This window comes from Clostridium sp. TJA020 (assembly GCF_058310295.1).
This window is the reverse complement of sequence record NZ_JBZEFC010000003.1, coordinates 92,907-117,045: the sequence shown is the minus strand read 5'-3', so window position 1 is coordinate 117,045 and position 24,139 is coordinate 92,907. Positions and strand designations below refer to the sequence as shown.

Below are 24,139 nucleotides of genomic sequence, written 5' to 3'. Positions count from 1 at the left end.
AGATAAAATGGATATTCGTGAATTTTCAAATAAATTTATGGAAGCAACTAAAAATATGTCTGAAAATGAACGTCAAGCATTATTAAAAATGTTTGAAAGTGTTTCAGATGAAATAAAAAAAGATGATCAACCTGTAGTTGCAGAATGTGCAGTATCTTCAAATGATGGGAAAGTTCCAGATGGAATAACAGAACGTTTAAAGAAACTTAAGGAAAATTATTTAAAGCAAGTTCCTTCAATAACAACTCATAGAGCAAGAGCTATAACTGAAATAGCAAAACAAAACCCAGGAACACCTAAATCAATATTAAGAGGTAAATGTTTCAAACACTGCTGTGAAACTGCACCATTAGTAATTCAAGATAATGAACTTATAGTTGGAGCTCCAAATGGTGCACCAAGAGCAGGTGCATTTTCACCAGATATAGCTTGGAGATGGATGGTAGATGAAATAGATACTATAGGAGAAAGACCTCAAGATCCATTCTATATTTCAGAAGAAGATAAGAAATTCATGAGAGAAGAATTATTCCCATTCTGGAAGGGTAAATCAGTAGATGAATATTGTGAAGATCAATATAGAGAAGCAGGTGTTTGGGAACTTTCAGGAGAATCATTTGTTTCTGATTGCTCATACCATGCAGTAAATGGTGGAGGAGACTCAAATCCAGGATATGATGTTATTTTAATGAAAAAAGGTATGCTTGATATAGTTAATGAAGCTCAAGAAAAATTAAAAGAGCTTAACTATGCAAATCCAGAAGATATAGAAAAAATATACTTTTATAAATCAGTAATTGATACTGCAGAAGGTGTAATGATATATGCAAAACGTATGTCAGAGTATGCAAGAGAGTTAGCTGAAAAAGAAACAAATCCTAAGAGAAAAGCTGAACTATTTAAAATTTCAGAAGTAAATGCTAAGGTTCCAGCTCATAAACCAGAAACTTTCTGGGAAGCTATCCAAGCTGTTTGGACAATAGAATCACTATTAGTAGTAGAAGAAAACCAAACAGGAATGTCAATTGGACGTGTTGACCAATATATGTATCCATTCTTTAAAGCTGATTTAGAATCAGGAAGAATGACTGAGTTTGAAGCTTTTGAACTTGCAGGATGTATGCTTATTAAGATGTCAGAAATGATGTGGATAACAAGTGAAGGTGGATCTAAGTTCTTTGCAGGATATCAACCATTCGTAAATATGTGTGTTGGTGGAGTTACAAGAGAAGGTAGAGATGCAACTAATGATTTAACTTATTTATTAATGGATGCAGTTAGACATGTTAAGATTTATCAACCATCATTAGCTTGTCGTATTCATAAGTCATCACCACAAAAATATCTTAAAAAGATAGTACAAGTTATAAGAGCAGGAATGGGATTCCCAGCATGTCACTTTGATGATGTTCATATAAAGATGATGCTTGCTAAAGGAGTTTCAATTGAAGATGCTAGAGATTACTGCTTAATGGGATGTGTTGAACCACAAAAGTCAGGTAGATTATATCAATGGACTTCTACTGGATATACTCAATGGCCAATATGTATAGAATTAGTACTTAATAATGGAGTTCCATTATGGTATGGAAAGCAAGTTTGTCCAGACTTAGGTGATGTTGATAGCTTTAAAACTTATGAAGAATTTGAAGCTGCTGTTAAAGAACAAATTAAATTTATTACTAAATGGACAAGTGTAGCAACAGTAATATCTCAAAGAGTTCACAGAGAGCTTGCACCAAAACCACTTATGTCAATTATGTATGAAGGATGTATGGAAAAGGGAAAAGGTGTTGAAGCTGGTGGAGCTATGTATAACTTTGGACCAGGAGTTGTATGGAGTGGACTTGCAACTTACATTGATTCAATGGCTGCAATTAAGAAATTAGTATTTGATGAGAAAAAATATACATTAAGAGAAATGAAAGAAGCATTAAAAGCTGATTTTATTGGATATGAAAAATTAAGAAAAGATTGTTTAGAAGCACCAAAATACGGTAATGATGATGATTACGCTGACTATATTGGAGCAGATCTAATAAACTTTACTGAAATGGAACATAGAAAATATAAAACATTATATTCAGTTTTAAGTCATGGAACATTATCAATTTCAAATAATACTCCATTTGGACAATTAACAGGAGCTACTGCAAATGGACGTAAAGCTTGGACACCTCTTTCAGATGGTATTAGTCCAACTCAAGGGGCAGATTTTAAAGGTCCAACTGCTATCATTAAATCTGTTTCAAAAATGGCTTGTGACAATATGAATATAGGAATGGTTCATAACTTTAAATTAATGTCAGGTCTTCTTGATACTCCAGAAGGAGAACAAGGAATTATAACTTTATTAAGAAGTGCTTGTGCTCTTCAACTTGGAGAAGTTCAATTTAACTATTTAGATAATAAGACATTAATAGAAGCTCAAAAGAACCCAGAAGCTTATAGAGATTTAATAGTTAGAGTTGCTGGATATAGTGCATACTTCGTAGAGTTATGCAAAGATGTTCAAGATGAGATTATTAGTAGAACTATGCTAACACATTTTTAATAAAACTATAGATTATGTAGTAGTTTCTCTACTACATAATCTTAAGAAAGCTGGAGAGTTTAGATATGAATAATAATGCAAATGGAATTATTGAAAGACAAGCAAGAATTTTCAATATACAAAAATACAATATGTATGATGGCCCAGGTGTTAGGACTATAGTATTCTTTCAAGGATGCCCACTTCGTTGTAAATGGTGTGCTAATCCTGAAGGGATGATGAAGAAAAATAGGGTAATGTTTAAAAGCAATCTTTGTGAAAATTGTTTAGAATGTGTAGATGTTTGCCCTGTTGGTATTCATACAGTAAATAGTATTACAAATACTCATGAAATAAATAGAAATATAGATTGTATTGGATGTAAAAAATGTGAAGAAGCTTGCGTAAAATCAGCAATAAATATAATTGGTGAAAATAAAACAATATCAGAGCTATTAGAAATCATTGAAGAGGATAGAACTTTTTATGAGATGTCTGGTGGCGGAGTTACCCTAGGTGGTGGTGAAGTTTTAATGCAACCTGAAGCGGCCTTAAGTCTTCTTATGGCATGTAAAAATGTTGGAATTAATACTGCTATAGAAACTTCAGGATATACAAAAACAGAAACTATTTTAAAAATTGCAGAATTTACTGATTTATTCCTATTTGATATTAAACATATAAACTCTGATGAGCATTTTAAATGGACAGGAGTTAGAAATGAACAGATTTTAGAAAATTTAAAAAATCTTCTTCAAAATAAATTTAATGTCCAAATACGTATGCCTCTTTTAAAAGGTGTAAATGATAGTGAAGAAGCTATAACAAAAGCTATGGAGTTTTTACTTCCATATAAAGAATATAAAAATTTTAAAGGTATAGATTTATTACCATATCATAAGATGGGAGTTAATAAATATAACCAACTTGGAGTTGAATACCCTGTATACGGTGACCCTAGTTTAAGTGATGAAGATTTAAATCGAATTGAATCTTATATAAAAAGATATGATATGAATGCGAAGGTAGTTCGACATTAAAATGAATGTTGGAGAAATAGTTAACTTAAAAGAAAAAAATATACAAAGGGTAATTCAAGAGTCAGTACCAGGAAAGCAGATAACTTTATCACACATTATTGCATCTCCTATGAAAGATATTTATGAAAGATTAGGAATAGATGAAAAAGGAGCTATAGGTATACTAACGTTAACACCATATGAAACTGCAATTATAGCTGCAGATATAGCAACAAAAGTTGCTGATGTAGAAATTGGTTTTTTAGATAGATTTACAGGATCAGTTTTAATAAGCGGTAACGTAGATAGCGTTTATGAAGCGTTAAATTCAGTAAATGAAACTTTAAAAGATATGTTAGGTTTTACAGTATGCCCTATAACTAGAACATGAGGAAAAAGAGAATAATGGTTGTTGGGCGAAGAAATTCAGGGAAAACAACTATTGTAAATTATTTAAATGATTATGATGGTCCTCTAAAACGGACAGCCGATGTTATTTATGGTGAAAATACTATGGACATTCCTAGTTCTTATTTAGATAGTGCTTGGATGTATAAACATATAATAGCATTAGCTCAAGATGCTAAAAAAATAGTATATGTTTTAGATTATGAAAATCCTAATGAAATAATTAGTGAAGGATTTGCGAATCTTTTTAATATAGAGGTCATTGGGGTTGTAAACAAAGTTAGTAGTAACTATGAAAATATAGATAAATGCAAAGAAAATCTAAAGAGAATAGGAATTATAGAGCCATATTTTTTAATTAGAGAAAATAGTGATGTAGATATGAAGAAACTTAAAGAATATCTACTTAAATAGGTAGGTGAATAGATATATGTTTAGATTTATTACTGAGGATTATTTAAAAGACTTATATAGAAATGAACCCTTTAAGGAATTTAAGCTTAATGAAAATGAAAAGCTTACTCCAGGAGGTAGACAATACTTACTTGATAAAGGGATAAAGATCAATAGTAATTTACCTACAGATAGCAAAAAAGAAGAAAAAATAGATGAAACTTTAATAGATGAAAATAATAAGTATGGTTATAAGACTATTACATATAAATGTAAATCTATTGAAGCATTATTTTTAGAGTCAGCAAGCAAGATAATTAATGAGGACTTAAATTTAGCTCAGAAACTTATTGATTTAGGAAGAGAAATAAAGAATATAAGAGAGTTTACAGAAGGAAAAACTAAATTAGAATCCAATCCTAAAATTTGTGATTTTTATAATGAAGAAATAGAAATTACAGACGTTTATATACACCTAAAAAATAGTAAGCAAATATTAAATCTTTACATCCTCCTTTGTAAACTTAATGAATTTAAATATTATCTTCTAGAAAAATATGAAAATGATGAGCTAGTAAAAGAGATTTTAATTAATTTAGAAAATATTATAAATATATTATCTATGACTATATCTAAAGAAATTGGAGGATAAAAAATTGAGTGATAAAAGTAAAACTTTCGAGTACTGTGATGAGTTAGTAAGTGAGTTTGAAAAAGTTATAAAAAAACCTATCTTAGAAAAATCATCTGTTTATTACACAGGAGTTGATCTTGGAACTGCATGCATAGTTTTAGCAGTTTTAGATGAAAATTATAGACCAGTTGCAGGAGCATATAGATATGCTGATGTAGTAAGGGATGGTATGGTAGTTGATTATATAGGTGCAGTAAAAATAGTTCGAGAGCTTAAGCAACAAATAGAAGAAAAATTAGGCACTGAGCTAATTTATGCTGCAGCAGCTATACCGCCAGGAACAGATTCTTTAGATGGTGGTGCTATAAAAAATGTTGTACAAGCTGCTGGATTTGAATTAACAAATCTATTAGATGAACCTACAGCTGCAAATCAAGTATTAAAAATTCAAAATGGTGCAGTTGTAGATATAGGAGGAGGAACTACAGGTACTTCCATTATAAAAGATGGAAAAGTAGTTTATGTGGCAGATGAGCCTACAGGAGGAACACATTTCTCTTTAGTTATATCAGGTGCATATGGAATGAAATTTGATGAAGCAGATAATTTTAAAAGAGATAATGGCAATCATTCAGAGTTATTACCAGTTTTAAAACCTGTAATTGAAAAGGTTGGATCAATAATTAATGATCATATAAAAAATCATGATGTTAGGGAAATATCATTAGTTGGAGGGACTGCTTGTCTTACAGGAATAGAGGAAGTAATAGAAAACAAAATAAAAGTATATACGCATAAACCAAAAAATCCAATGTTTGTTACGCCACTTGGAATAGCACTTAGTTGCACAAGTGAGATTATAGATTAAATGGAGTTGGAGCCTTATGGATTTTAGACTTATAAAATCGCCAACAGAAGGAACAAAACGTGCTCTTATAAAGAGAATGGGTATAGAAGGAAAAGAAGCAATAAAAAATGTAGATGCTATTGGGCTTGCTCAAGGCAAGCTAATTGAAATGATTTGTGCTATAGATATTGCAGAAAAGGCAGCTGGAGTAATAGTTGAAGATATAAAAGGAATTTGTCCTCAACATATGACCTCAATTGCTATACTTGGAGATACTTCATCAGTAGAATCTGCAATAGAAGAAATCAAATTAAAGTTGAAAGAAGGAAGATTCTTATGATAACAGCAAAATTAATAGACAATATTTGGGCAACTAGAAAAGCTGATAATCTTTACGGATTAAAGTTTATGTTAGCTGAAGAAATTGGCGGAAGCTTTAATGGTAGAAGATTTATAGTGGTAGATAATATTGGAGCCGGAATTGGAGATAGAGTTATCGTAAGTACAGGATCATCTGCAAGAAAAATGCTTAGGGATGATGAAATTCCAGTTGATGCAGCAGTAATAGGAATTATTGATGAAGATTGCAAATTTAGTGAGTAAACGATATATATAGCATCTTACATGTATTTTAATTAATTAAATATGAATGATAAGAAATTAATCAATATGCTTGATATAAAACAAAAGATATAAATAGAATTATAAATCTTTTGAAAGGATGTGAGAAAATGAAGAAGTTGATTTGTGCAAAAGATATGGAAGAGTTTTTAGAAACTGGAGAAAATGTTTTCTATATAGACAAAGACGTAATTTTAACTCCATCAGCTAAAGATATAGCTAAAAATAATGGTATTTCAATTACTACAGAAAAAAGTATAGAGAAAAAAGTATGTAGTAAAAGTGATAAATGCTTAGAAGGTATAGAAACTAAAAATTTAGATTCTATGAAATTATTAGAGATGTTTAAGCAAATGGTTAATGAAGGTTTGCTTCAAGAGATGCTAAAAATATTAGCTACTGGTGAAGCTTCAAAATTTGTATCATCAACCGATGAAAGTGGACTTAAGGTTATAAAAGGAAGTTCAGTAAAAATGGATGTATTTGATACTGGAAATCCAAATGATAGAGTATTTTTTCAAGAGTTAATAAGTAAAGATGAGTCTAAAATGAGTGCTGGTTTTTTAACTATTGAAGACTCAAAGTTTGAATGGGAATTAACTTATGAAGAAATAGACTATGTTATTGAAGGAACTGTAACTGTAGAAATAAACGGCAAAACTTACGAAGCAAATGCTGGAGATGTGTTATTTGTTCCTAAAGGATCTAAAGTAATTTGGGGATCACCTAATAAAGCTAAGTTATTTTATGCAACATATCCAGCCAATTGGGCAGATTTACTTTAATTACTTAAGGAGGATAGATAATTATGCAAGCAATAGGAATGATAGAAACTAAAGGATTGTTAGCTACTATTGAAGCAGCTGATGCCATGGTGAAATCAGCAAATGTTAATATCCTTGAAAAAGTATATATTGGTGGAGGATATGTATCAGTTACTGTAACAGGAGATGTTGGAGCTGTTAAATCAGCAGTTGATGCTGGAGTTTCAGCAGTAAATAGACTAGGCGATAATATTTTAGTTTCACACCATGTGATTGCAAGACCACACTATGAATTAGAAAGCATAATAGAAACTAAACCTGCTATAGAGAGATTAGAAGAATCTATAGAAGAAACTGTTTCATGCGAAATAGTAGAAGAAGCTATTAAAGAAGAAATTAATGACAATATAGAAGAAGAAATAATAAGTGAAGCCTTAGAGGAAGTTGAAGCTTTAGAAGTTGTAAACAATAGTATGGATTTAGAATTTACAAAAGAAGAATTAGACAAGCTTGTAGAAGAAAAAGGATTAGATGAGGCTTTTGAGATTTTAGGTAATTTAAAAGTATCTAAAATAAGAAAGTTAGCAAAAGAATTTAAAAATATTGATATAACAAGTAAGGCTATTTCAAAAGAAGATAAAGATTCTCTTCTAATTAGACTTAGAAATTATTATAAAAAATAGTCTTTTAAAGAAGGAGGAAAATTAATTTGGAAAATTTCGATAAAGATTTAAGATCAATACAACAAGCTAGAAATTTAGCAAGAAGAGGAAAAGTGGCGGCAAATAAAATTGCTGATTTTAACGAAGAACAAATAGATAAAATAATTAGAAATATGGTTAGAGTGGCAAAGGAACATGAAGTTTGCTTAGCAGAGATGGCCGTTGAAGAAACTGGATTTGGTAAAGTTTTAGATAAGGCTACTAAAAATAATTTAGCATCAACAGTTTTATATGATTCAATAAAAGACATGAAAACTATAGGTACTGTTAAAGAGGATAAGGAAAATAAATTAATTGATATAGCTGAACCAGTAGGATTAGTTATGGGAATAGTTCCTTCAACTAACCCAACATCAACAGCAATTTTTAAATCAATTATAGCTATAAAATCAAGAAATGCTATAGTATTTTCACCACATCCATCAGCAGTAAAATGTACAAGCACAGCAGCTAAGCTTATGCATGATGCAGCTGTAGAAGCAGGAGCACCAGAAGATATTATAACTTGTGTAGAATTAACTTCACTAGGAGCTACTAATGAGCTTATGAAGTCAAAAGAAGTAAGTTTAATTATAGCAACTGGTGGACCTGGTATGGTTAAAGCAGCTTATTCTTCAGGTAAACCTGCATTAGGTGTTGGAGCTGGAAACTCACCAGCATATATTGAAAGAACTGCAAATATTGAAAAAGCTATAAGAAACATTATAGCTAGTAAAACATTTGATAATGGAACTATATGTGCATCAGAACAATCAATAATTTGTGAATACTGCAATGAAGCTAAAGTAGTAGAGGAACTTAAAAAACAAGGTGGATACTTCATGACAGAAGAGGAAACTAATAAGGTTTGCAATATTTTATTTAAGCAAGGTAATGCTATGAATGCTGCTTTTGTTGGAAGATCTGCTGATGTAATAGCAAAAGCTGCAGGATTTTATGTTCCAGAAGGAACTAAAGTACTTATAGGAAGACAAGGAGGAGTTGGTCCTAAATATCCACTTTCATATGAAAAGCTTACTACAGTACTTGGATTTTATGTAGTAAATGACTGGATGGAAGCTTGTGAATTAAGTATAGAACTTCTTCAAAATGGAATAGGACATACAATGAGTATTCATACAGAGGATGTTGAAATAGTTAAGAAGTTTGCTAAAAAGCCAGCATCAAGAATATTAGTTAATACAGGTGGATCATTTGGAGGAACAGGAGCTTCAACAGGACTTATGCCATCATTCACTTTAGGATGTGGAACATGGGGAGGAAGTTCAGTATCTGAAAATGTAACTCCAATGCACCTTTTAAATATAAAGAGAGTAGCTTATGGATTAATAGATTGTGAAAATATAGTTAGAAATAGAGAATTACAAGAAACAACTTTTAAACCTCAAGCTAATAATGTTAGTTGTTGTGTAGAATCAAGCAGAAGAAGTTATTCAGAAATGAATTTAAGCCCTGCAGAAATTCAAAGAAAAGCAGAGATACCAGAAACTACTGCTAATACAATAATAGAAAAAGTCAATAACTTAGATAATGAGGAAGTAATGGACTTAGTAAATAAGATCATAGCAACTATGAAAAAATAGAGACTATGAAGAGGAAGATTTGAACATGGAAAATTTAGACGAAGTATTAAAGCTTTTACTTACAGCAGTTAAGGAAAGTGAAGAAAAGAAAAAACAAATTAAAGAATCATTTGAAATACCAGTAGGAATTTCTAATAGACATATACATCTTTCAAAAAAGCATGTAGAAATACTTTTTGGAGAGGGATATGAATTAACAAAGTTAAAAGACTTATCTCAAAAAGGACAATATGCTTGTAAAGAAACTATAACAATATGCGGACCTAGAGGTTCTATAGAAAAAGTAAGAGTACTTGGACCTGTTAGAAGTAAAACACAAGTTGAACTATCAATAGGAGATTGTAGAAAAGCTGGAGTATCACCAAGTGTTAGACTTTCAGGTGATTTAAAAGATACATCAGGTATTACTTTAATAGGACCTAAGGGAAGTGTCCAATTAGAAGAAGGAGTTATAGTAGCTCAAAGACATATTCATATGAACAATAAACATGCGGAACATTTTGGAGTCACTGACGGGGAAATCGTAAAAATTGAAGTAGATGGACTTAGAGGTGGAATATTAAATAATGTAAGTATTAGAACAAATGATTCATTTAGTCTTGAATGTCATTTAGATGTTGAAGAGGCAAATTCATTTGGTATAACACCAAAATCAAAAATTAAAATTGTTAGGGAAAGTGCCTAACACAAATAAAATAAGTTAAAAAATAATTTAAATAAAAAATAATTGGATTTTTAGGAGGATTTTAATATGAAATACGATGCTTTAGGAATGATTGAAACAAAAGGATTAGTAGGATCAATAGAGGCCGCTGACGCAATGGTTAAGGCTGCTAATGTTTACTTAATAGGAAAAGAATATGTTGGAGGCGGACTTGTAACTGTAATGGTTAGAGGTGATGTTGGAGCTGTTAAAGCTGCTACAGATGCTGGAGCTGCTGCTGCTCAAAGAGTTGGAGAGTTAGTTTCAGTACACGTTATTCCAAGACCACATTCAGAAGTTGAAGTTATATTACCTGCTTCAAAAGAAGAAAAATAATTAATAAATATAGTTAAAATAGTTAAGAAAGCTACCTTATTTAGGGTAGCTTTTTTAGTTGTTAAAAAGTTAAGGGTAAACTAAAAATTTTTATGAAATTAATTAAAAATAAAATATTAAAAATATAAATTTATATAAATTTCAATACTTTAATTAAGTTTTAGTAAGTTTTAAATATGTACCATTGTTTAATTTTTGTAAATAAAATATTTTATATTTTGTTATTAGTGGTATTTGGAGTTTTTAATTATTCTTTATATTAAATAATTATATGTATACTAAATTTAATTAGAGAAAAAATAATTTTGAGGAAGGAGATGATATTATGCCAAAGAAAGATAATTTAGGCAATCCTATGCAAAAGGGAGAAAGAAGACAAAGGTTACACGAAAAACAAAACAATGTAGGAAATAGTAAAAAGCCTTCAGGATATAAAACTTTTGATGGTGAAGAAATATAATAAGTATATTTTAGGACTTTAATAAAAATAATTAAAGTCCTTTAAATTTTTATTATAAATTATAGCTAAAGAAAAATATTAAATTATAAAAAATAATAATTAAATTATTTTAAAAATGATATAATTATAAAAAATATAGATATATAAAAATAAGGGGTATTATTATGAGGTATAGAATTTTTAATATAGAACATTTAGAAGAAGTTTCAAAGCTTTATGTAAAATCATTTAATGCACCTCCGTGGAATGATAAGTGGACAGAGGATACTGCTAAAAAAAGATTACAGCAGATGTTAAATTGTGAAGGAGCGTATGGGCTTGTATGCTATTTAGATAATGAAATAGTTGCTATGATTTTGGGAAACCATGAATACTATTATGACGGAATGCATTTTAATATAAAGGAGTTTTGTGTAGATCATTCTAAAAAGGGAAAAGGTATAGGGAAAAAAGTACTAAATGAATTTACTGTTAGGCTAAAAGATAGAGGTATAAATAATATATATTTATGGACATCTAGAGGAGATATGACAGAAGGTTTTTATGAGAAAAATGGCTATAATATTGTAGATAAATTAGTTGTTATGGAAAAAAATTTATAAGAAATATAAATTATAGGGAGAAGTTATGAGGTTTAAAGAAGAAATAGAAAAATATATTCCAATAAATGAACAAGAGGAGAAAGATAAGCAAGCTATATTAATGTGTATAAATAATTTTAATGATGTATTAACAAGGAAAAATGTTGTTTGTCATTTAACTAGTTCGGCTTTTGTAGTAAATAAAAATAAAGATAAAGCACTTATGGCTTATCATAATATTTATAAATCATGGGCTTGGACAGGTGGACATATGGATGGTGATAGTGATTTTTTAAAGGTTGCATTTAAGGAATTAGAAGAAGAAACAGGGCTTAAAGGTGCAAAGTTACTTTATAATGAAATAGCATCAATAGATATACTTACAGTTGAAGGACATATAAAAAGAGGAGAATTTGTATCACCACATCTTCACTTGTCAATTGCATATCTTTTTGAAGGTGATGAGAATGAAAAACTTAGAATAAAAGAAGATGAAAATAGTGGTGTTAAGTGGATTTCTTTAAAATATTTAAAAAAATGTACTGAAAGAGAACCATTTATGTTAAATGTATATAAGAAAATCTTAAATAGAGGTAATATAAAAATTGACTAAAAGGAATTGTATATACAATTCCTTTTTATAATTTAATTAATTAGTCTATAATAATAGTAAGTAAAGTGTGAAAAAGGAGAAATGTTTTGAGTAATGCACTAAAAATATTAAAAGAGTATTTTGGATATAGTAATTTTAGAAAAGGTCAAGAAAAAATAATTAATGAAATAATTAATGGGAATGATGTTGTAGCAATAATGCCAACAGGAGGAGGAAAGTCCATCTGTTATCAAGTTCCTGCTTTACTTAAAGAAGGAATAACTATAGTAGTTTCACCTTTAATATCTTTAATGAAAGATCAAGTAGATACATTAAATAGTATAGGAGTAGAATCTGCATATATAAATTCTTCGCTTTCAGATATTGAAATGAAAAATACATTTAAAAATATAGAAGATGGAAATATAAAAATATTATATGTAGCACCAGAAAGGCTAGAGTCATTAGAATTTTTAAATATAATATCAAATAAAGATATAGCACAAATAGCCGTAGATGAAGCACATTGTGTATCAGCATGGGGACATGATTTTAGAAGTAGTTATAGAAGAATTAAAAATTTTATTGAAGTATTAAAAGAAAGACCTATAGTTACAGCATTTACTGCAACAGCAACAAAAGAAGTTAGAGAAGATATAATAAATCTTTTAAATCTTAATAATCCAAAAGTATTTATATCAGGATTTGACAGAGAAAATTTAAAAATAATAATAGAAAAAGGAGTTAATAAAAAACAATATATATTAGACTATGTAGATAAAAATAAGGATTTATCAGGAATAATATATTGTGCTACTAGAAAAGAAGTTGATTATTTATATGATTTATTAAGACAAAAAAATCTATTTCTCGGGAAATATCATGCTGGGCTATCTGATGATGAGAGAAAGAAAAATCAAGAGGATTTTGTATATGATAAAACAAATTTAATGATAGCAACTAATGCTTTTGGTATGGGCATAGATAAACCTAATATAAGATATGTAATACATTATAATATGCCTAAAAATATAGAGGGGTATTATCAGGAAATAGGAAGAGCAGGAAGAGATTTAGAACCTTCAGAATGTATAATGTTATTTTCACCTGGCGATGTTCAAACTCAAAAATATATTATAGAAACAGGGACAGTAAATCCAAATAGAAAATTAAATGAATTATCAAAACTTAAAAGCATGACAGACTTAGTTTATTTTAATGGATGTTATAGAAAGTATATACTTAGTTATTTTGGGGAAGAGCTTAAAGAAGATTGTAATAATTGCAGTAATTGTGAATCAGATGGAGAAGTTGTTAATAAGACAATAGATGCTCAAAAGGTAATATCATGTATATATAGAATGAAAAGACCTTATGGAATAGGGATGATAATTGATGTATTAAGAGGTTCTAATAATAAAAAGATAAAAGAATTAAACTTACATGAATTAACTACTTATGGAATAATGAAAGATTATTCAAAAGAAGAATTAAAGGATTTTATAAATACTTTAATTGCTCATGGATATATTAATTATGGTGGTGAGTATCCTGTTGTTAAACCAAATTCAAAATCTCTTGAAGTAGTTAAGGGAAGTGAAACTGTATTATTTAAAGAGCAAAGAAAGATAATTAAATTAATAGAAAATAATGATTTATTTAATATATTAAAAGAACTTAGAAGAGATATTTCAGAAAGTGAAAAAATACCACCGTATATGGTTTTTGGAGATAATACTATAAAGGAAATGAGTATTAGAATGCCTATTAATAATACTCAGCTTATTGAAATAAGTGGAGTAGGTGAAAAGAAAATTGAGAAGTATGGAAATATTTTTATAAGTAAAATACAAAATTATATAAATGAAAATAATATAGATAAAAAATGGGACAATGAAAATTTAAATAATAATAAAGAAAAAATAAAAAAGCAAAAATCTTATGAAATAACAGTAAATATGATTAAAGATAATATGTCTTTAGAAGAAATAGCAAGCAATAGAAAAATCACAATATCAACTATTATATCTCACATAAATCAATATGTATCAGAAGGGTTTGAAGTCGATTTTAATATTAATTTTAATAAATACTTTACTGAAGTAGAAGAAAAAATTATATTAGAAAAAGTAAAAGATATTGGATATTTAAAGATAAAGCCAATAAAAGAAGCATTACCAAGCAATATAACTTATGATCAAATAAAGTTAGTTATATTAAAATACAATATAGAAAGTAATAGATAGATATTTAATAATGAGATTAGGAGGAAAAATAAATGAAATATTTTATAGTTGAAGGTATATTAAAAAATGTAGATAAAATAAATGATAGTATTATGAAAGAACATATGAATTATACTAAAAAAGCTATGGATGAAGGACTTATATTAATGTCTGGACTTAAAGAAGACATGAGTGGAGGAATGTTTGTTATTAAATTAGAGTCCTTACAAATGGTACAAGAATATTTATCAAATGAACCTTTTAATATAAATGGAATACAGGAATATAAAATTATAGAGTTTAATCCACATTATTTTAATGAATCACCAAAAGCATGGTTTAATAAATAAAATTAAGATTATAATTAATACTTTATAAAATTTACGATTTATATTTAAAATTATTAGTATAAATAGATAAAGGGTAAGCAGTTTGCTAACCCTTAATTTTAAATTTAAAAATTTATTTAGTTGTAGAATTCCATTCTTCAATTAAATTTATCATAAGTCTACGCATTACTTTACCTATAGTATAATATTCTTGATCATCTAGATTTGCAAGAGAAACTCTAAGAGACCATTCTGAATCATCAAAACCACTTCCAGATAAAACTATTATCGAACATTCTTTAGCTAATTCATAAAGTATATATACTAATTTATAATTATCTTGTAAGTAATTAGCGAAATCTTCACCAAAAGAATTTCTAGCCCATTTAAGTATATTAAATTCAGTGTAATAGTAAGCACTATATTTATTATCCTTAAGTTCAATTCCTAAGCCATCAAACAATAGTTTTTTACGACGACGACAAATTTCTATTGTTAGCTTTTTATAATTATCATCTTTATCAAGTAGTGCAAAGGCACAGAAAAAAGCCATTTGTACTTGCTGTGGTGTTGAAAGACCAGCGGTATGATTAAGAGCAACCTGTCTGCTATCTGCAACCAATCTATCAATAAAAGGGATATTATCACAATTTGTAGATAAATCTTTATAACGAGATTTAATTAGATTTTTCTTTTCTTTAGGAAGTTCTCTAATTAATTTATCTAAAACATTATCTTTTTGAAGAGCGATAGTTCCGAGACGATAACCTGTAACACCAAAATATTTTGAAAAAGAATATACTCCAATTGTATTATAAGGTAAATCAGCCATTAATGAACGAAAACCTGGCACAAAAGTTCCATAAACATCATCTGATATTATTATTAAATTTGGATTATTTTCTTTTACTATTTTTATTAAATTATCTTTGCTTTCGTTTGTCAAAGCAACAGAGGAAGGATTCCCAGGGTTTACCATAAACAATGCTTTTATAGAATTATCTTTAAGTTTTTCTAATTCTTCGGAAGGTACTTGCCATGAATAGTTACCGGTATTTGGATTTTCATTTGCTTTAATTTGTATAATATCAAGGCTATATCTTGGTATTTTTGGTATCTCTAAGTAAGGGGTAAATACTGGGGTGATTATAGCAATTCTATCTCCTTTGCATAAAAGTTCATTTGCTTTTAATGAATCAAATATATAACACATAGCAGCAGTTGCACCTTCTACTGCAAATATATCAAAGGATGAATTACTAAAATCAGAAGAACACATTTCCTTAACTAAATAATCATGAACTATGCTTTCTATATGACTTAACATTCTATCAGGGAATGGATAGTTGTCTCCGATTATTCCATCTGTAAGTTCATAAACCCAAGAATCGGCATCAAAATTTTTATTATTAATACCATATTCTATTATATTTATTAAAAGTTCTATACCTGGTGAATTTATATTTTCATCTGCAAATTCTTTAAATCTATTATATATGCCTTTTTTATGAGGCATACCTGCAAGGTCTCCATCTTTCCAAACTCTTTGAGTTTCAAGAACAGCAAATTGACCAAAAGTAAAGAAGGCTTGACGTGGTGTTGCGCATGTCCAGTTTGGATTTCCTCTTCCAGCATCAAGTAAAGGACGTTTACTAACATCTAAATCTTTTTTTGCAATTTCTATAAGTTTATCTTTAAACTCAAAGGGACTTATTTTTCCATAAACTTTTTCTATTTGTTTAATGTCTGAAGTATTAATTTTCATATAAAAAATCCTCCTGAAAATAATATATAAATTTAGCCCCAAAAAAACTATACAACAACTTTTGTTCAATAAAATAGATAAACAGTAATAATATTGTTAAATTTTTTTAGAGTGATATTAAATTATTTTTATATAAATTTTTAATAGTTATAATGGGTATTTTTTGTGAATTATACATAAAAGTAAATTTTTATAGAGTATTTATATGAAAAAATAGAATGAATTTATTTAATATATTAGATTTTAAATTATATTTATAAAAAGTTAAATATATATTATAAAATAATATATAAAAGTTTATAGTAATGAAAGAAAAGGATATCGACTTTGTATTTTTCGATATCCTTTGATAAATGGTTTAATTAAGAAATATTATTTTATTATTAATTTAGTAAAGCCTTTTTTACCTTTTTTTATCATAGCAAAGCCTTGATTAAAGTGTTCTTTTTCTAAAGTTTTTCCAAAGTCTTGAACTTTTTCATCATTTAAAGTTAGACCACCTTGAGTTACAAACCTTTTAGCTTCTGATTTTGATGGGAAGATTTTAACTTCAACAAGTATGTCAATTAAGTGGTTTCCGATTTTTGTAGTTTCTAATTCAATAGTAGGGACGTGTTCTAAATTAATACCACCTTCAAAGAGTGCTTCTGAAGCTTTTAAAGCTTTTTTTGCTTCATCTTCACCATGAACTAATTTAGTTATTTCAAAAGCTAACTTCTTTTTAGCTTCATTTATAGCAGAGCCTTCAACTGAACATAATTTATCTATTTCATCAAGTGGAACAAAAGTTAAAAGTTTTAAGCATTTTTCTACATCAACATCAGCGATATTTCTCCAGTACTGGAAGAATTCAAAGGGAGAAACTCTTTTTGGGTCAAGCCACAAAGCTCCACCAACAGTTTTACCCATTTTTTCACCTTCGCTATTAGTAAGTAGGGTACAAGTCATAGCATATACGCTTTCACCTTTTTTCTTTCTTACTAAATCAATCCCTGCAATCATATTTGACCATTGATCATCTCCACCAAGCTCCATCTTACAACCATATTTTTTATTTAAAATAAGGAAATCGTAAGCTTGCATTAACATATAGTTAAATTCTAAGAAAGATAAACCTCTATCAAGGGCAAATCTTCTTTTGAAAGCATCAGCAGCTAACATTTTGTTAACAGTAAAGTGTCCACCAACTTCTCTTAAGAAATCTATGTAATTTAAATCTCTAAGCCAATCAGCATTGTTTACTAATATTGCTTTTCCATCTTCAAAATCTATGAATTTTGAAAGTTGATTTTTTATTGATTCAACATTATGTTGAATTTGTTCATCAGTTAACATTTTTCTCATATCAGTTTTGCCACTTGGGTCACCGATAGTAACGGTTCCACCACCAACGAGAACGATAGGTCTATGGCCAGCTTTTTGCATATGAGCCATAAACATCATTGCTATAAAATGCCCAACATGTAGGCTGTCTGCAGTTGGATCAAATCCAATATAAAAAGTAACTTTCTCTTTTCCAAGTAATTCTCTTGTTTCTTCTTCATGTATGAATTGTTTAATGTATCCACGCTCTTTTAGAACATCCAAAACATTTCTTTCCATGTTCATTACCTCCAATAATTAATGTAATTTATATATTTAGCATTAATTATTGACCTTCTTTAAAAAAAACAATATAATTATATTTGGGAAAAAATAATATTGTAGAAGATCAATAATTATGCTTAATTATTAAATCTTTTATTAAAACTATATAAACTATGTTTATATAGTTTTTTAATTTGAATAAAATAAAAAAATCTCATCCAATAAGGACGAGATTACTCACGCGGTACCACCTTAATTTGAAACATACAAATAAATAGTATGTAACATCTTAATAAGTTAATAACGGTTCTTAACCGATAACATCTAATTTCTATTAAAATATAATAGGTTCAATGTATGACTCCAAGATGTATTCAAAATAACTGATTTAGTGCCTCTCATCAACCGGCAACTTTCTGTTAAATCTTAGATATTTTTACTTGTTCTTTTCATAGTCTTTAATATTATTACAATACAAATAATTTTTTGTTATATGAATTCATTATAATATTATAAATTTTTATAGTCAATAATATTTATAAAATATTTCAATTTAAATTAATATTTAGTTAGTTTGTAAAATTTAATTATATAAAAATATAGTTATTTAAAATAAAGAAATTAGAGAAGTTAATAGCTTTCTTATTTAAAATTTATTAATATTTATATTGTATAATTTTTAATTATAAAAATTATTATATTAAGTCAAAATAATAGTTAAAAGATTTAAATTAAGTTATAGAATTTTGTATATTAAAGGTTTATATAAATTTAAATTAGGAAGAGGTTTGAATATGAAAATATTAAAATACTTATTAATATTTATTCCTATAAGTATTATTGCAGAATTTATGCATGTATCTCCAACAATAATATTTATATTAGCTGCACTTTCAATAATTCCTCTTGCAGGACTTATGGGGGAAGCTACTGAAGAAATATCATTTTATACAGGACCTAAAATAGGAGGGTTTTTAAATGCTACATTTGGTAATGCAACAGAACTTATAATATCATTTTTTGCTTTAAAAAGTGGATTATTTGATGTAGTAAAAGCATCTATTGCAGGTTCAGTTATAGGAAATGTTTTATTAGTTTTAGGAGCTAGTATGTTAGCTGGTGGATTAAAATATAAAACTCAAAAATTTAATGAAAAGATTATAGATATAAGTTCTAGTATGCTTTTGTTTGCAGTTATAGGACTTAGTATACCAGCAATATTTACTCATACTGTAAGTCCGGAATTATTAAATACAAAATATGAAGGACTTAGTATTATAGTAGCTATAATTATGTTTCTCATATATATACTAAGTTTAGTTTTTTCATTTTTTACACATAAGGACCTATATAATTCAGAAGTTGAAGAAGGTGGAAATGCTAAATGGTCAATGAAAAAATCAATTTTAATTTTAGCAGTATCTACAGTTTTAATTGCTATAGAAAGTGAACTTTTAGTAAGCGGAGTTGAACCTATAACTAAAACTTTAGGGCTAAGTGAATTTTTTGTAGGTATAATATTAATACCTATAATAGGTAATGCAGCTGAACATAGTACTGCAGTAGTTATGGCACTTAAAAATAAAATGGATGTTTCTGTTGAGATAGCATTAGGATCAAGTCTTCAAATAATATTATTTGTTGCACCAGTATTAATATTTTTAAGTTTGATTTTTACGCCAATGAGTATAGTATTTAATCCTTTTGAACTTGTTGCTTTAATAGTTTCTGTTTTAATAGCAAATAAAGTTGCATTAGATGGAGAATCAAATTGGTTAGAAGGGGTTCAATTATTAGCAGTTTATATTATAATAGCAGCTTCATTTTTTATAGTATAATAAAATAAATATTATAAAGGGTGGTTAGATTATGGTTGAATTATTAAGTAAAAGAAGAAGTATAAGAAAATATAAAAATAAAATGGTGGAAGATTTTAAATTAGAACAAATACTTAAGGGAGCACTTCTTGCACCATCTTCAATGAATAAAAAGCCAGTAGAATTTATTGTTATTAATGATAAAAATATATTAGAGAAATTAGAAGGGTGCAAAGATAAAGGGACAGTTGCATTAAAGACAGCACCTGTGGCTATTGTAGTATTAGCAGATTTTGAAAAAAGTAATGTTTGGATTGAAGATGCATCTATTGCATCAACAAATATTATGTTGGAAGCTGAAGATTTAGGACTTGGTTCTTGCTGGATACAAATTAGAAATAGAAAATCTGGAAATATATCATCAGAAGATGCTGTAAGAGAAGTTTTAGATATACCAAGTAATATGGCAGTATTAAATATAATTACATTAGGTTATAAGGATGAAGAAAAGTTAGCTTATAAATTAGAGGATTTAAATTTTACAAAAACTCATTATAATAAATATTAATAAAGTAAGAGCTTAAATATTTTATAGAGTATTTAAGCTCTTGTTACATTTATTAGTGTATAAATGATATACTATGTACAATACTGTTAGAAGGGAAGTAGATTATTTTTGGAAAAATTATATTATATAGATCAGTATATAAAGGAATTTACAGCTGAAATTGAAAATGTAGTAGAAAGAAATGGTGAATACCATGTTGTATTGGATAAAACTGCATTTTTTCCAGGTGGGGGAGGTCAACCTTGTGATATAGGATTTATAGAAAATTGTGAAGTTATAAATGTTTATGAAGAAAACGGAAATGTAGTTCATGTATTAAATAAAAAACCAATAAAAATACATAAAGTAAAATGTAAAATAGATTGGGAAAGAAGATTTGATTATATGCAACAGCACTTAGCACAACATACTCTCTCAGGATGTTTCTTTAAGTTGTTTAATCAAAATACAGCTGGAATTCATTTAGGAAAAGAAATAAGTACCATAGATATAGTTGGGGAACTTACTGAAGGAAAAATAAGAGAAGCAGAGCAGTTTGCTAATAAAATGATAAATGAAAATTTAAAGGTTGAGTTTTTATTGCCTGAGAAAAGAGAACTTAAAAAGTTAGGACTTAGAAGAGATTTACCTAAAACAAATGAAAAGATTAGGGTAGTAAAAATTGAAGACTTGGATATAAATGCATGTTGTGGAGTACACCCAAGTAGAACGATAGAACTTCAATGTATAAAGCTTTTAAGATTTGAAAAGCACAAAGGAAATACAAGAATAGAATATTTAGCAGGAAATAGAGCCATAATAGATTATCTAAAAAAAGATGAATTTTCAAGGAGTATATGTAATTTTTTAAGTTGTAATGATAAAGAAGCTATAAATAGTATTAAAAAATTAAATGAAGAAGTTAAAGAGCTAAATAGTAAAAATAGAAGTCTTACATTAGAAATTTCAGATTACAAAGGAAAGGAACTTATCGAAAATTCGCCTAAGATAGGAAATATATCTGTAATTAAAGAAATATATGATAATGAAGATGTGAAATATATTAGCAAAATAGCTACAAAACTTTCAGAGTGTGATAACGTAATAGCTTTATTTGCAGTTAAAAATGGTGAAAGAGCTAATTTGATTTATTCATGCTCAAAGGGAGTAAATATAAGTATGAATGATTTACTTAAAGATTCAATTAGTTTAATTGATGGAAGAGGTGGTGGAAATTCAATACTTGCACAAGGCGGAGGAAAAAATAATAATAATTTAGAATCTGTTTTAGATTATGCTTTTATGAAAATAAAAGAAAATTTAAAATAATAATTTAGGGGAATATATGAAAATTTTAACTAATAATACATTTAAAATGGCTACATCAGCTACTATGGCTATAATGATAGCAGAAGCATTAGGATTAAAGTTTGGTGTTACAGCAGGGATAATAGCAATACTTAGTATACAAAGAACAAAAAAAGAAGCATTATTAGTTGGCTTTAGAAGATTAATAGCTGCAACTATAGCAGTTGGATTGTCTTATATTTTGTATGTTATGCTTGGAAATGATTCAATAGTATTTGGGTTATTTTTACTTATTTTTATTCCTGCTACTAAAATTTTAAAAGTAGAAGAAGGTATGGTGGTTGGAGCTGTTTTATCAACACATCTTCTTGTAAGTTCTAATATAGATTTAACATGGATAATAAATGAGGAACTAGTTACTTTAATAGGAATAGGAGTAGCTTCACTTTTTAACTTATATATGCCATCTTTAAGTGATGAATTTAATAAAAATAAAGAAAAAATAGAAGAGACTTATAGGGATATAATAAACGATATGTCAAAGAGTTTATTAGTAAAGGCAGTTCCCATAAATGAAAGAAAAAGACTTAGAGAAATAGATAGAGTAATAGAAGAAACTAGAGAAATAGCATATAAGATAAATAATAATTATATATTTAAAAATGAATATTATTATATAGACTATATAGAAATGAGAAGTAAACAATTAGAAACTATAAAGAGAATGAATTCTCACTTTTCAAGATTTTCTATAACTTATGACCAAACAAAAATAATGGCAGAGTTTACTGAAAATATTGCAAATAATATATATTCAAATAACGATTGTATAGAACTTATATATAATTTAAATAAGTTAAGAGCTAGATATAAAGAAATGGATCTTCCAAAAACAAGAGAAGAATTTGAAAATAGAGCTATGTTATTTCAATTTTTAAATGACCTAGAAGATTTTCTATACATAAAGAAAGATTTTATGAAATTACATAAAAATAATAAATAAGGTTGTCCATAACGAGGGGATAATAAATTCTCTCGTTATAGATAACCTTATTTTTATAATTTTATAATATGAATTTTTCTTTCCTTAAAGTAAACTGGAGTAAGGTTACATTCTTTTATAATATTTAAGGCTACATCAAAGTTTTTACCAATAGATTCTTTATTGTGTGAATCAGACCCTATTGTTACATACTTGCCACCTAATTCTCTGTATCTTTTATATATAGGTATTAATGAATCAATAGCTTTCTTATCATTTAACCTTCTAGTATTTAATTCAATAACTTTATTTTTTTTAATTAAAACTTTAAAAATTTCATTTATATAATTTTCATATTCAGATAAATATATATTATTGTCTTTAAAGTGTAAATATCTACAAGGATAATCTATATGAGCTAATGAATCAAAGTTATCAAAAAGCTTTATATCATTTAACATTTCTTCAAAATATGATTTGAAAAATTCTTCTTTTGACATATTATCTTTATTAGAGTCTGAAAAAATATCTATATTATTAATAGAATGTATTGAACCTAAAATAAAATCAAAAGGAAAAGAATTTGTAATTAAAGTAGCCTCTTCAATTATAGTTTTAGAAAGACCAACTTCTATTCCTAAAAGTAAATTATCATTTCTATATTTTGAGTATTTTTCAAAGAATAATTTGCAGTCAACTTTAAATAAATCCTCTACTGGATAATTTAAATCTAAGTGTTCTGTTAATATACATCCTATATTAAGCTTAGAAGATTTATCTAAAATATCAGATAATAACATTTTGCTATCAGAAGATAATTCTGTATGCATATGACTATCAAAAATCATGAATTTAAGCACCTCCAATTATAAAATTGCTTTTTTATATTATAGCATAGTATTATAATAAAGAAGATTAAGGCCTATAATAAGGAGGATGTATTATGAAAGAATTATTTAAAATAAAAGATATGTCTTTTTATGAAGAAGACTTTTTAGATGATATTAATGAATTTGAGGATATAATTCCAATTATTAAAGAATTAGAAGATAATTTAACTTATGAAGAAATTGAATGTGTTGAAATTAATGAGTGCTGTAAGATAAGTAAGAAAAATTATTATGTTGAAATACATGGATATATAAATTCTAATGATGAATTTGTAACAAAAGAAGAAAAAGAGCAATATGAAAATGTTCTTAAAAATGAAAAGTTTGATCTTTTTGTTATAAGAGTTTATAAATGTGTTGATTGTGGTAAATGGATAATAGATATTTTAGAATCAATGGACTAATAGTTTGTACGAGTGAATTATTCACTCGTTTTTTTATATAAAAATATTGATTTTTATTGTATAAAGGGTATTATATATGTAAAAAGTAA

26 protein-coding genes and 1 other annotated feature are annotated in these 24,139 nt (G+C 27.6%); of the genes, 23 read left to right on the top strand and 3 right to left on the bottom strand.

From position 1 onward, the window contains the following. The first annotated feature begins 7 nt into the window (after nt 1-7). The 18 genes from cutC (at nt 8) to AC4FQ1_RS06455 (ending at nt 14,771) form a co-directional block, all read left to right on the top strand. Nucleotides 8-2,554 (top strand): choline trimethylamine-lyase, encoded by a 2,547-nt coding sequence (gene cutC / locus AC4FQ1_RS06540; RefSeq protein WP_491169274.1) that lies wholly within the window; start codon nt 8-10, stop codon nt 2,552-2,554. A gap of 65 nt (nt 2,555-2,619) precedes the next feature. Further along, nucleotides 2,620-3,573, top strand: coding sequence for a choline TMA-lyase-activating enzyme (cutD, locus tag AC4FQ1_RS06535; protein WP_303128772.1), 954 nt, complete (start codon nt 2,620-2,622; stop codon nt 3,571-3,573). Nucleotide 3,574: 1 nt separating this feature from the next. After that, nucleotides 3,575-3,943, top strand: a complete 369-nt coding sequence (locus AC4FQ1_RS06530) for a BMC domain-containing protein (protein WP_491147821.1) — start codon at nt 3,575-3,577, stop codon at nt 3,941-3,943. Next, nucleotides 3,940-4,374 carry a EutP/PduV family microcompartment system protein gene (locus AC4FQ1_RS06525; protein ID WP_491147819.1) on the top strand — a complete coding sequence of 145 codons (435 nt, stop codon included), beginning with the start codon at nt 3,940-3,942 and terminating at the stop codon, nt 4,372-4,374. The genes AC4FQ1_RS06530 and AC4FQ1_RS06525 overlap by 4 nt, the downstream gene beginning before the upstream one ends. Before the next feature lie 16 nt (nt 4,375-4,390). After that, nucleotides 4,391-5,005, top strand: coding sequence for a cobalamin adenosyltransferase (locus tag AC4FQ1_RS06520; RefSeq protein ID WP_491169273.1), 615 nt, complete (start codon nt 4,391-4,393; stop codon nt 5,003-5,005). A 4-nt stretch (nt 5,006-5,009) separates the two neighbouring features. Further along, the gene (gene eutJ / locus AC4FQ1_RS06515; RefSeq protein ID WP_491169272.1) at nt 5,010-5,855 is read left to right on the top strand and encodes an ethanolamine utilization protein EutJ; all 846 of its coding nucleotides are present in this window, start codon (nt 5,010-5,012) and stop codon (nt 5,853-5,855) included. A gap of 16 nt (nt 5,856-5,871) precedes the next feature. Next, a complete protein-coding gene (locus tag AC4FQ1_RS06510; protein WP_491169271.1) occupies nt 5,872-6,174 on the top strand; it encodes a BMC domain-containing protein in 303 nt (100 codons plus the stop codon). Next, entirely contained in the window at nt 6,171-6,437 is a 267-nt protein-coding gene (locus tag AC4FQ1_RS06505; protein ID WP_303128778.1) for a EutN/CcmL family microcompartment protein, read from the top strand. The genes AC4FQ1_RS06510 and AC4FQ1_RS06505 overlap by 4 nt, the downstream gene beginning before the upstream one ends. Nucleotides 6,438-6,565: 128 nt before the next feature. Next, on the top strand, nt 6,566-7,240 hold the full coding sequence (locus AC4FQ1_RS06500; RefSeq protein WP_491169270.1) for a EutQ-related cupin domain-containing protein: 675 nt from the start codon (nt 6,566-6,568) through the stop codon (nt 7,238-7,240). A gap of 23 nt (nt 7,241-7,263) precedes the next feature. Beyond that, a complete protein-coding gene (locus AC4FQ1_RS06495) occupies nt 7,264-7,902 on the top strand; it encodes a BMC domain-containing protein (RefSeq protein ID WP_491169269.1) in 639 nt (212 codons plus the stop codon). A gap of 26 nt (nt 7,903-7,928) precedes the next feature. Next, the gene (locus AC4FQ1_RS06490; RefSeq protein ID WP_303128784.1) at nt 7,929-9,524 is read left to right on the top strand and encodes an acetaldehyde dehydrogenase (acetylating); all 1,596 of its coding nucleotides are present in this window, start codon (nt 7,929-7,931) and stop codon (nt 9,522-9,524) included. Nucleotides 9,525-9,549: 25 nt separating this feature from the next. After that, nucleotides 9,550-10,209, top strand: a complete 660-nt coding sequence (locus AC4FQ1_RS06485) for a phosphate propanoyltransferase (RefSeq protein WP_491147806.1) — start codon at nt 9,550-9,552, stop codon at nt 10,207-10,209. Between the two features lie 66 nt (nt 10,210-10,275). Further along, on the top strand, nt 10,276-10,563 hold the full coding sequence (gene eutM, locus AC4FQ1_RS06480) for an ethanolamine utilization microcompartment protein EutM (protein ID WP_039311881.1): 288 nt from the start codon (nt 10,276-10,278) through the stop codon (nt 10,561-10,563). Between the two features lie 325 nt (nt 10,564-10,888). Then, nucleotides 10,889-11,023, top strand: a complete 135-nt coding sequence (locus tag AC4FQ1_RS06475; protein ID WP_303128787.1) for a clostri-philic family protein — start codon at nt 10,889-10,891, stop codon at nt 11,021-11,023. A 164-nt stretch (nt 11,024-11,187) separates the two neighbouring features. Then, nucleotides 11,188-11,625 carry a GNAT family N-acetyltransferase gene (locus AC4FQ1_RS06470; RefSeq protein WP_491147803.1) on the top strand — a complete coding sequence of 146 codons (438 nt, stop codon included), beginning with the start codon at nt 11,188-11,190 and terminating at the stop codon, nt 11,623-11,625. Between the two features lie 25 nt (nt 11,626-11,650). Beyond that, the gene (locus AC4FQ1_RS06465; protein ID WP_491169268.1) at nt 11,651-12,217 is read left to right on the top strand and encodes an NUDIX hydrolase; all 567 of its coding nucleotides are present in this window, start codon (nt 11,651-11,653) and stop codon (nt 12,215-12,217) included. Between the two features lie 86 nt (nt 12,218-12,303). Next, complete coding sequence (recQ, locus tag AC4FQ1_RS06460; protein ID WP_491169267.1) at nt 12,304-14,442, top strand: DNA helicase RecQ; 2,139 nt, start codon at nt 12,304-12,306, stop codon at nt 14,440-14,442. A 32-nt stretch (nt 14,443-14,474) separates the two neighbouring features. Next, nucleotides 14,475-14,771: a YciI family protein gene (locus AC4FQ1_RS06455; RefSeq protein WP_491169266.1), complete on the top strand. Its 297-nt coding sequence runs from the start codon at nt 14,475-14,477 to the stop codon at nt 14,769-14,771. A gap of 112 nt (nt 14,772-14,883) precedes the next feature. Here AC4FQ1_RS06455 and aspD read toward each other — a convergent pair whose 3' ends face one another. Next, the gene (gene aspD / locus AC4FQ1_RS06450) at nt 14,884-16,515 is read right to left on the bottom strand and encodes an aspartate 4-decarboxylase (RefSeq protein WP_491169265.1); all 1,632 of its coding nucleotides are present in this window, start codon (nt 16,513-16,515) and stop codon (nt 14,884-14,886) included. A 372-nt stretch (nt 16,516-16,887) separates the two neighbouring features. After that, nucleotides 16,888-18,117 (bottom strand): tyrosine--tRNA ligase, encoded by a 1,230-nt coding sequence (tyrS, locus tag AC4FQ1_RS06445; RefSeq protein ID WP_491169264.1) that lies wholly within the window; start codon nt 18,115-18,117, stop codon nt 16,888-16,890. A gap of 205 nt (nt 18,118-18,322) precedes the next feature. Then, nucleotides 18,323-18,564: a binding site (T-box leader), on the bottom strand. A 332-nt stretch (nt 18,565-18,896) separates the two neighbouring features. Here tyrS and cax point away from each other — a divergent pair. The 4 genes from cax (at nt 18,897) to AC4FQ1_RS06425 (ending at nt 22,777) form a co-directional block, all read left to right on the top strand. Next, complete coding sequence (gene cax / locus AC4FQ1_RS06440) at nt 18,897-19,940, top strand: calcium/proton exchanger (RefSeq protein ID WP_303128797.1); 1,044 nt, start codon at nt 18,897-18,899, stop codon at nt 19,938-19,940. Nucleotides 19,941-19,971: 31 nt separating this feature from the next. Then, entirely contained in the window at nt 19,972-20,487 is a 516-nt protein-coding gene (locus tag AC4FQ1_RS06435; protein WP_491169263.1) for a nitroreductase family protein, read from the top strand. Nucleotides 20,488-20,595: 108 nt separating this feature from the next. Further along, entirely contained in the window at nt 20,596-21,795 is a 1,200-nt protein-coding gene (locus AC4FQ1_RS06430; protein WP_491169262.1) for an alanyl-tRNA editing protein, read from the top strand. Between the two features lie 16 nt (nt 21,796-21,811). After that, the gene (locus AC4FQ1_RS06425; RefSeq protein ID WP_491169261.1) at nt 21,812-22,777 is read left to right on the top strand and encodes an aromatic acid exporter family protein; all 966 of its coding nucleotides are present in this window, start codon (nt 21,812-21,814) and stop codon (nt 22,775-22,777) included. 53 nt (nt 22,778-22,830) lie between these two features. Here the strand turns inward: AC4FQ1_RS06425 and AC4FQ1_RS06420 are convergent, their stop codons facing one another. Further along, the gene (locus AC4FQ1_RS06420; protein ID WP_491169260.1) at nt 22,831-23,604 is read right to left on the bottom strand and encodes a histidinol phosphate phosphatase; all 774 of its coding nucleotides are present in this window, start codon (nt 23,602-23,604) and stop codon (nt 22,831-22,833) included. A gap of 95 nt (nt 23,605-23,699) precedes the next feature. Here AC4FQ1_RS06420 and AC4FQ1_RS06415 point away from each other — a divergent pair, with 95 nt between their 5' ends. Next, nucleotides 23,700-24,050, top strand: coding sequence for a hypothetical protein (locus AC4FQ1_RS06415; RefSeq protein WP_303128808.1), 351 nt, complete (start codon nt 23,700-23,702; stop codon nt 24,048-24,050). Nucleotides 24,051-24,139: the final 89 nt, after the last annotated feature.

Excerpts from the sequence above, each read along its gene's own strand:
- cax (WP_303128797.1), top strand. The coding sequence starts at position 18,897 with ATGAAAATATTAAAATACTTATTAATATTTATTCCTATAAGTATTATT.
- AC4FQ1_RS06425 (WP_491169261.1), top strand. The coding sequence starts at position 21,812 with ATGAAAATTTTAACTAATAATACATTTAAAATGGCTACATCAGCTACT.
- AC4FQ1_RS06510 (WP_491169271.1), top strand. The coding sequence starts at position 5,872 with ATGGATTTTAGACTTATAAAATCGCCAACAGAAGGAACAAAACGTGCT.
- AC4FQ1_RS06475 (WP_303128787.1), top strand. The coding sequence starts at position 10,889 with ATGCCAAAGAAAGATAATTTAGGCAATCCTATGCAAAAGGGAGAAAGA.
- AC4FQ1_RS06520 (WP_491169273.1), top strand. The coding sequence starts at position 4,391 with ATGTTTAGATTTATTACTGAGGATTATTTAAAAGACTTATATAGAAAT.
- AC4FQ1_RS06500 (WP_491169270.1), top strand. The coding sequence starts at position 6,566 with ATGAAGAAGTTGATTTGTGCAAAAGATATGGAAGAGTTTTTAGAAACT.
- AC4FQ1_RS06525 (WP_491147819.1), top strand. The coding sequence starts at position 3,940 with ATGAGGAAAAAGAGAATAATGGTTGTTGGGCGAAGAAATTCAGGGAAA.
- AC4FQ1_RS06505 (WP_303128778.1), top strand. The coding sequence starts at position 6,171 with ATGATAACAGCAAAATTAATAGACAATATTTGGGCAACTAGAAAAGCT.
- AC4FQ1_RS06530 (WP_491147821.1), top strand. The coding sequence starts at position 3,575 with ATGAATGTTGGAGAAATAGTTAACTTAAAAGAAAAAAATATACAAAGG.
- AC4FQ1_RS06455 (WP_491169266.1), top strand. The coding sequence starts at position 14,475 with ATGAAATATTTTATAGTTGAAGGTATATTAAAAAATGTAGATAAAATA.
- cutD (WP_303128772.1), top strand. The coding sequence starts at position 2,620 with ATGAATAATAATGCAAATGGAATTATTGAAAGACAAGCAAGAATTTTC.
- eutM (WP_039311881.1), top strand. The coding sequence starts at position 10,276 with ATGAAATACGATGCTTTAGGAATGATTGAAACAAAAGGATTAGTAGGA.
- AC4FQ1_RS06420 (WP_491169260.1), bottom strand. The coding sequence starts at position 23,604 with ATGATTTTTGATAGTCATATGCATACAGAATTATCTTCTGATAGCAAA.
- cutC (WP_491169274.1), top strand. The coding sequence starts at position 8 with ATGGATATTCGTGAATTTTCAAATAAATTTATGGAAGCAACTAAAAAT.
- aspD (WP_491169265.1), bottom strand. The coding sequence starts at position 16,515 with ATGAAAATTAATACTTCAGACATTAAACAAATAGAAAAAGTTTATGGA.
- AC4FQ1_RS06415 (WP_303128808.1), top strand. The coding sequence starts at position 23,700 with ATGAAAGAATTATTTAAAATAAAAGATATGTCTTTTTATGAAGAAGAC.
- tyrS (WP_491169264.1), bottom strand. The coding sequence starts at position 18,117 with ATGGAAAGAAATGTTTTGGATGTTCTAAAAGAGCGTGGATACATTAAA.
- AC4FQ1_RS06470 (WP_491147803.1), top strand. The coding sequence starts at position 11,188 with ATGAGGTATAGAATTTTTAATATAGAACATTTAGAAGAAGTTTCAAAG.
- AC4FQ1_RS06485 (WP_491147806.1), top strand. The coding sequence starts at position 9,550 with ATGGAAAATTTAGACGAAGTATTAAAGCTTTTACTTACAGCAGTTAAG.
- AC4FQ1_RS06465 (WP_491169268.1), top strand. The coding sequence starts at position 11,651 with ATGAGGTTTAAAGAAGAAATAGAAAAATATATTCCAATAAATGAACAA.
- AC4FQ1_RS06495 (WP_491169269.1), top strand. The coding sequence starts at position 7,264 with ATGCAAGCAATAGGAATGATAGAAACTAAAGGATTGTTAGCTACTATT.
- AC4FQ1_RS06435 (WP_491169263.1), top strand. The coding sequence starts at position 19,972 with ATGGTTGAATTATTAAGTAAAAGAAGAAGTATAAGAAAATATAAAAAT.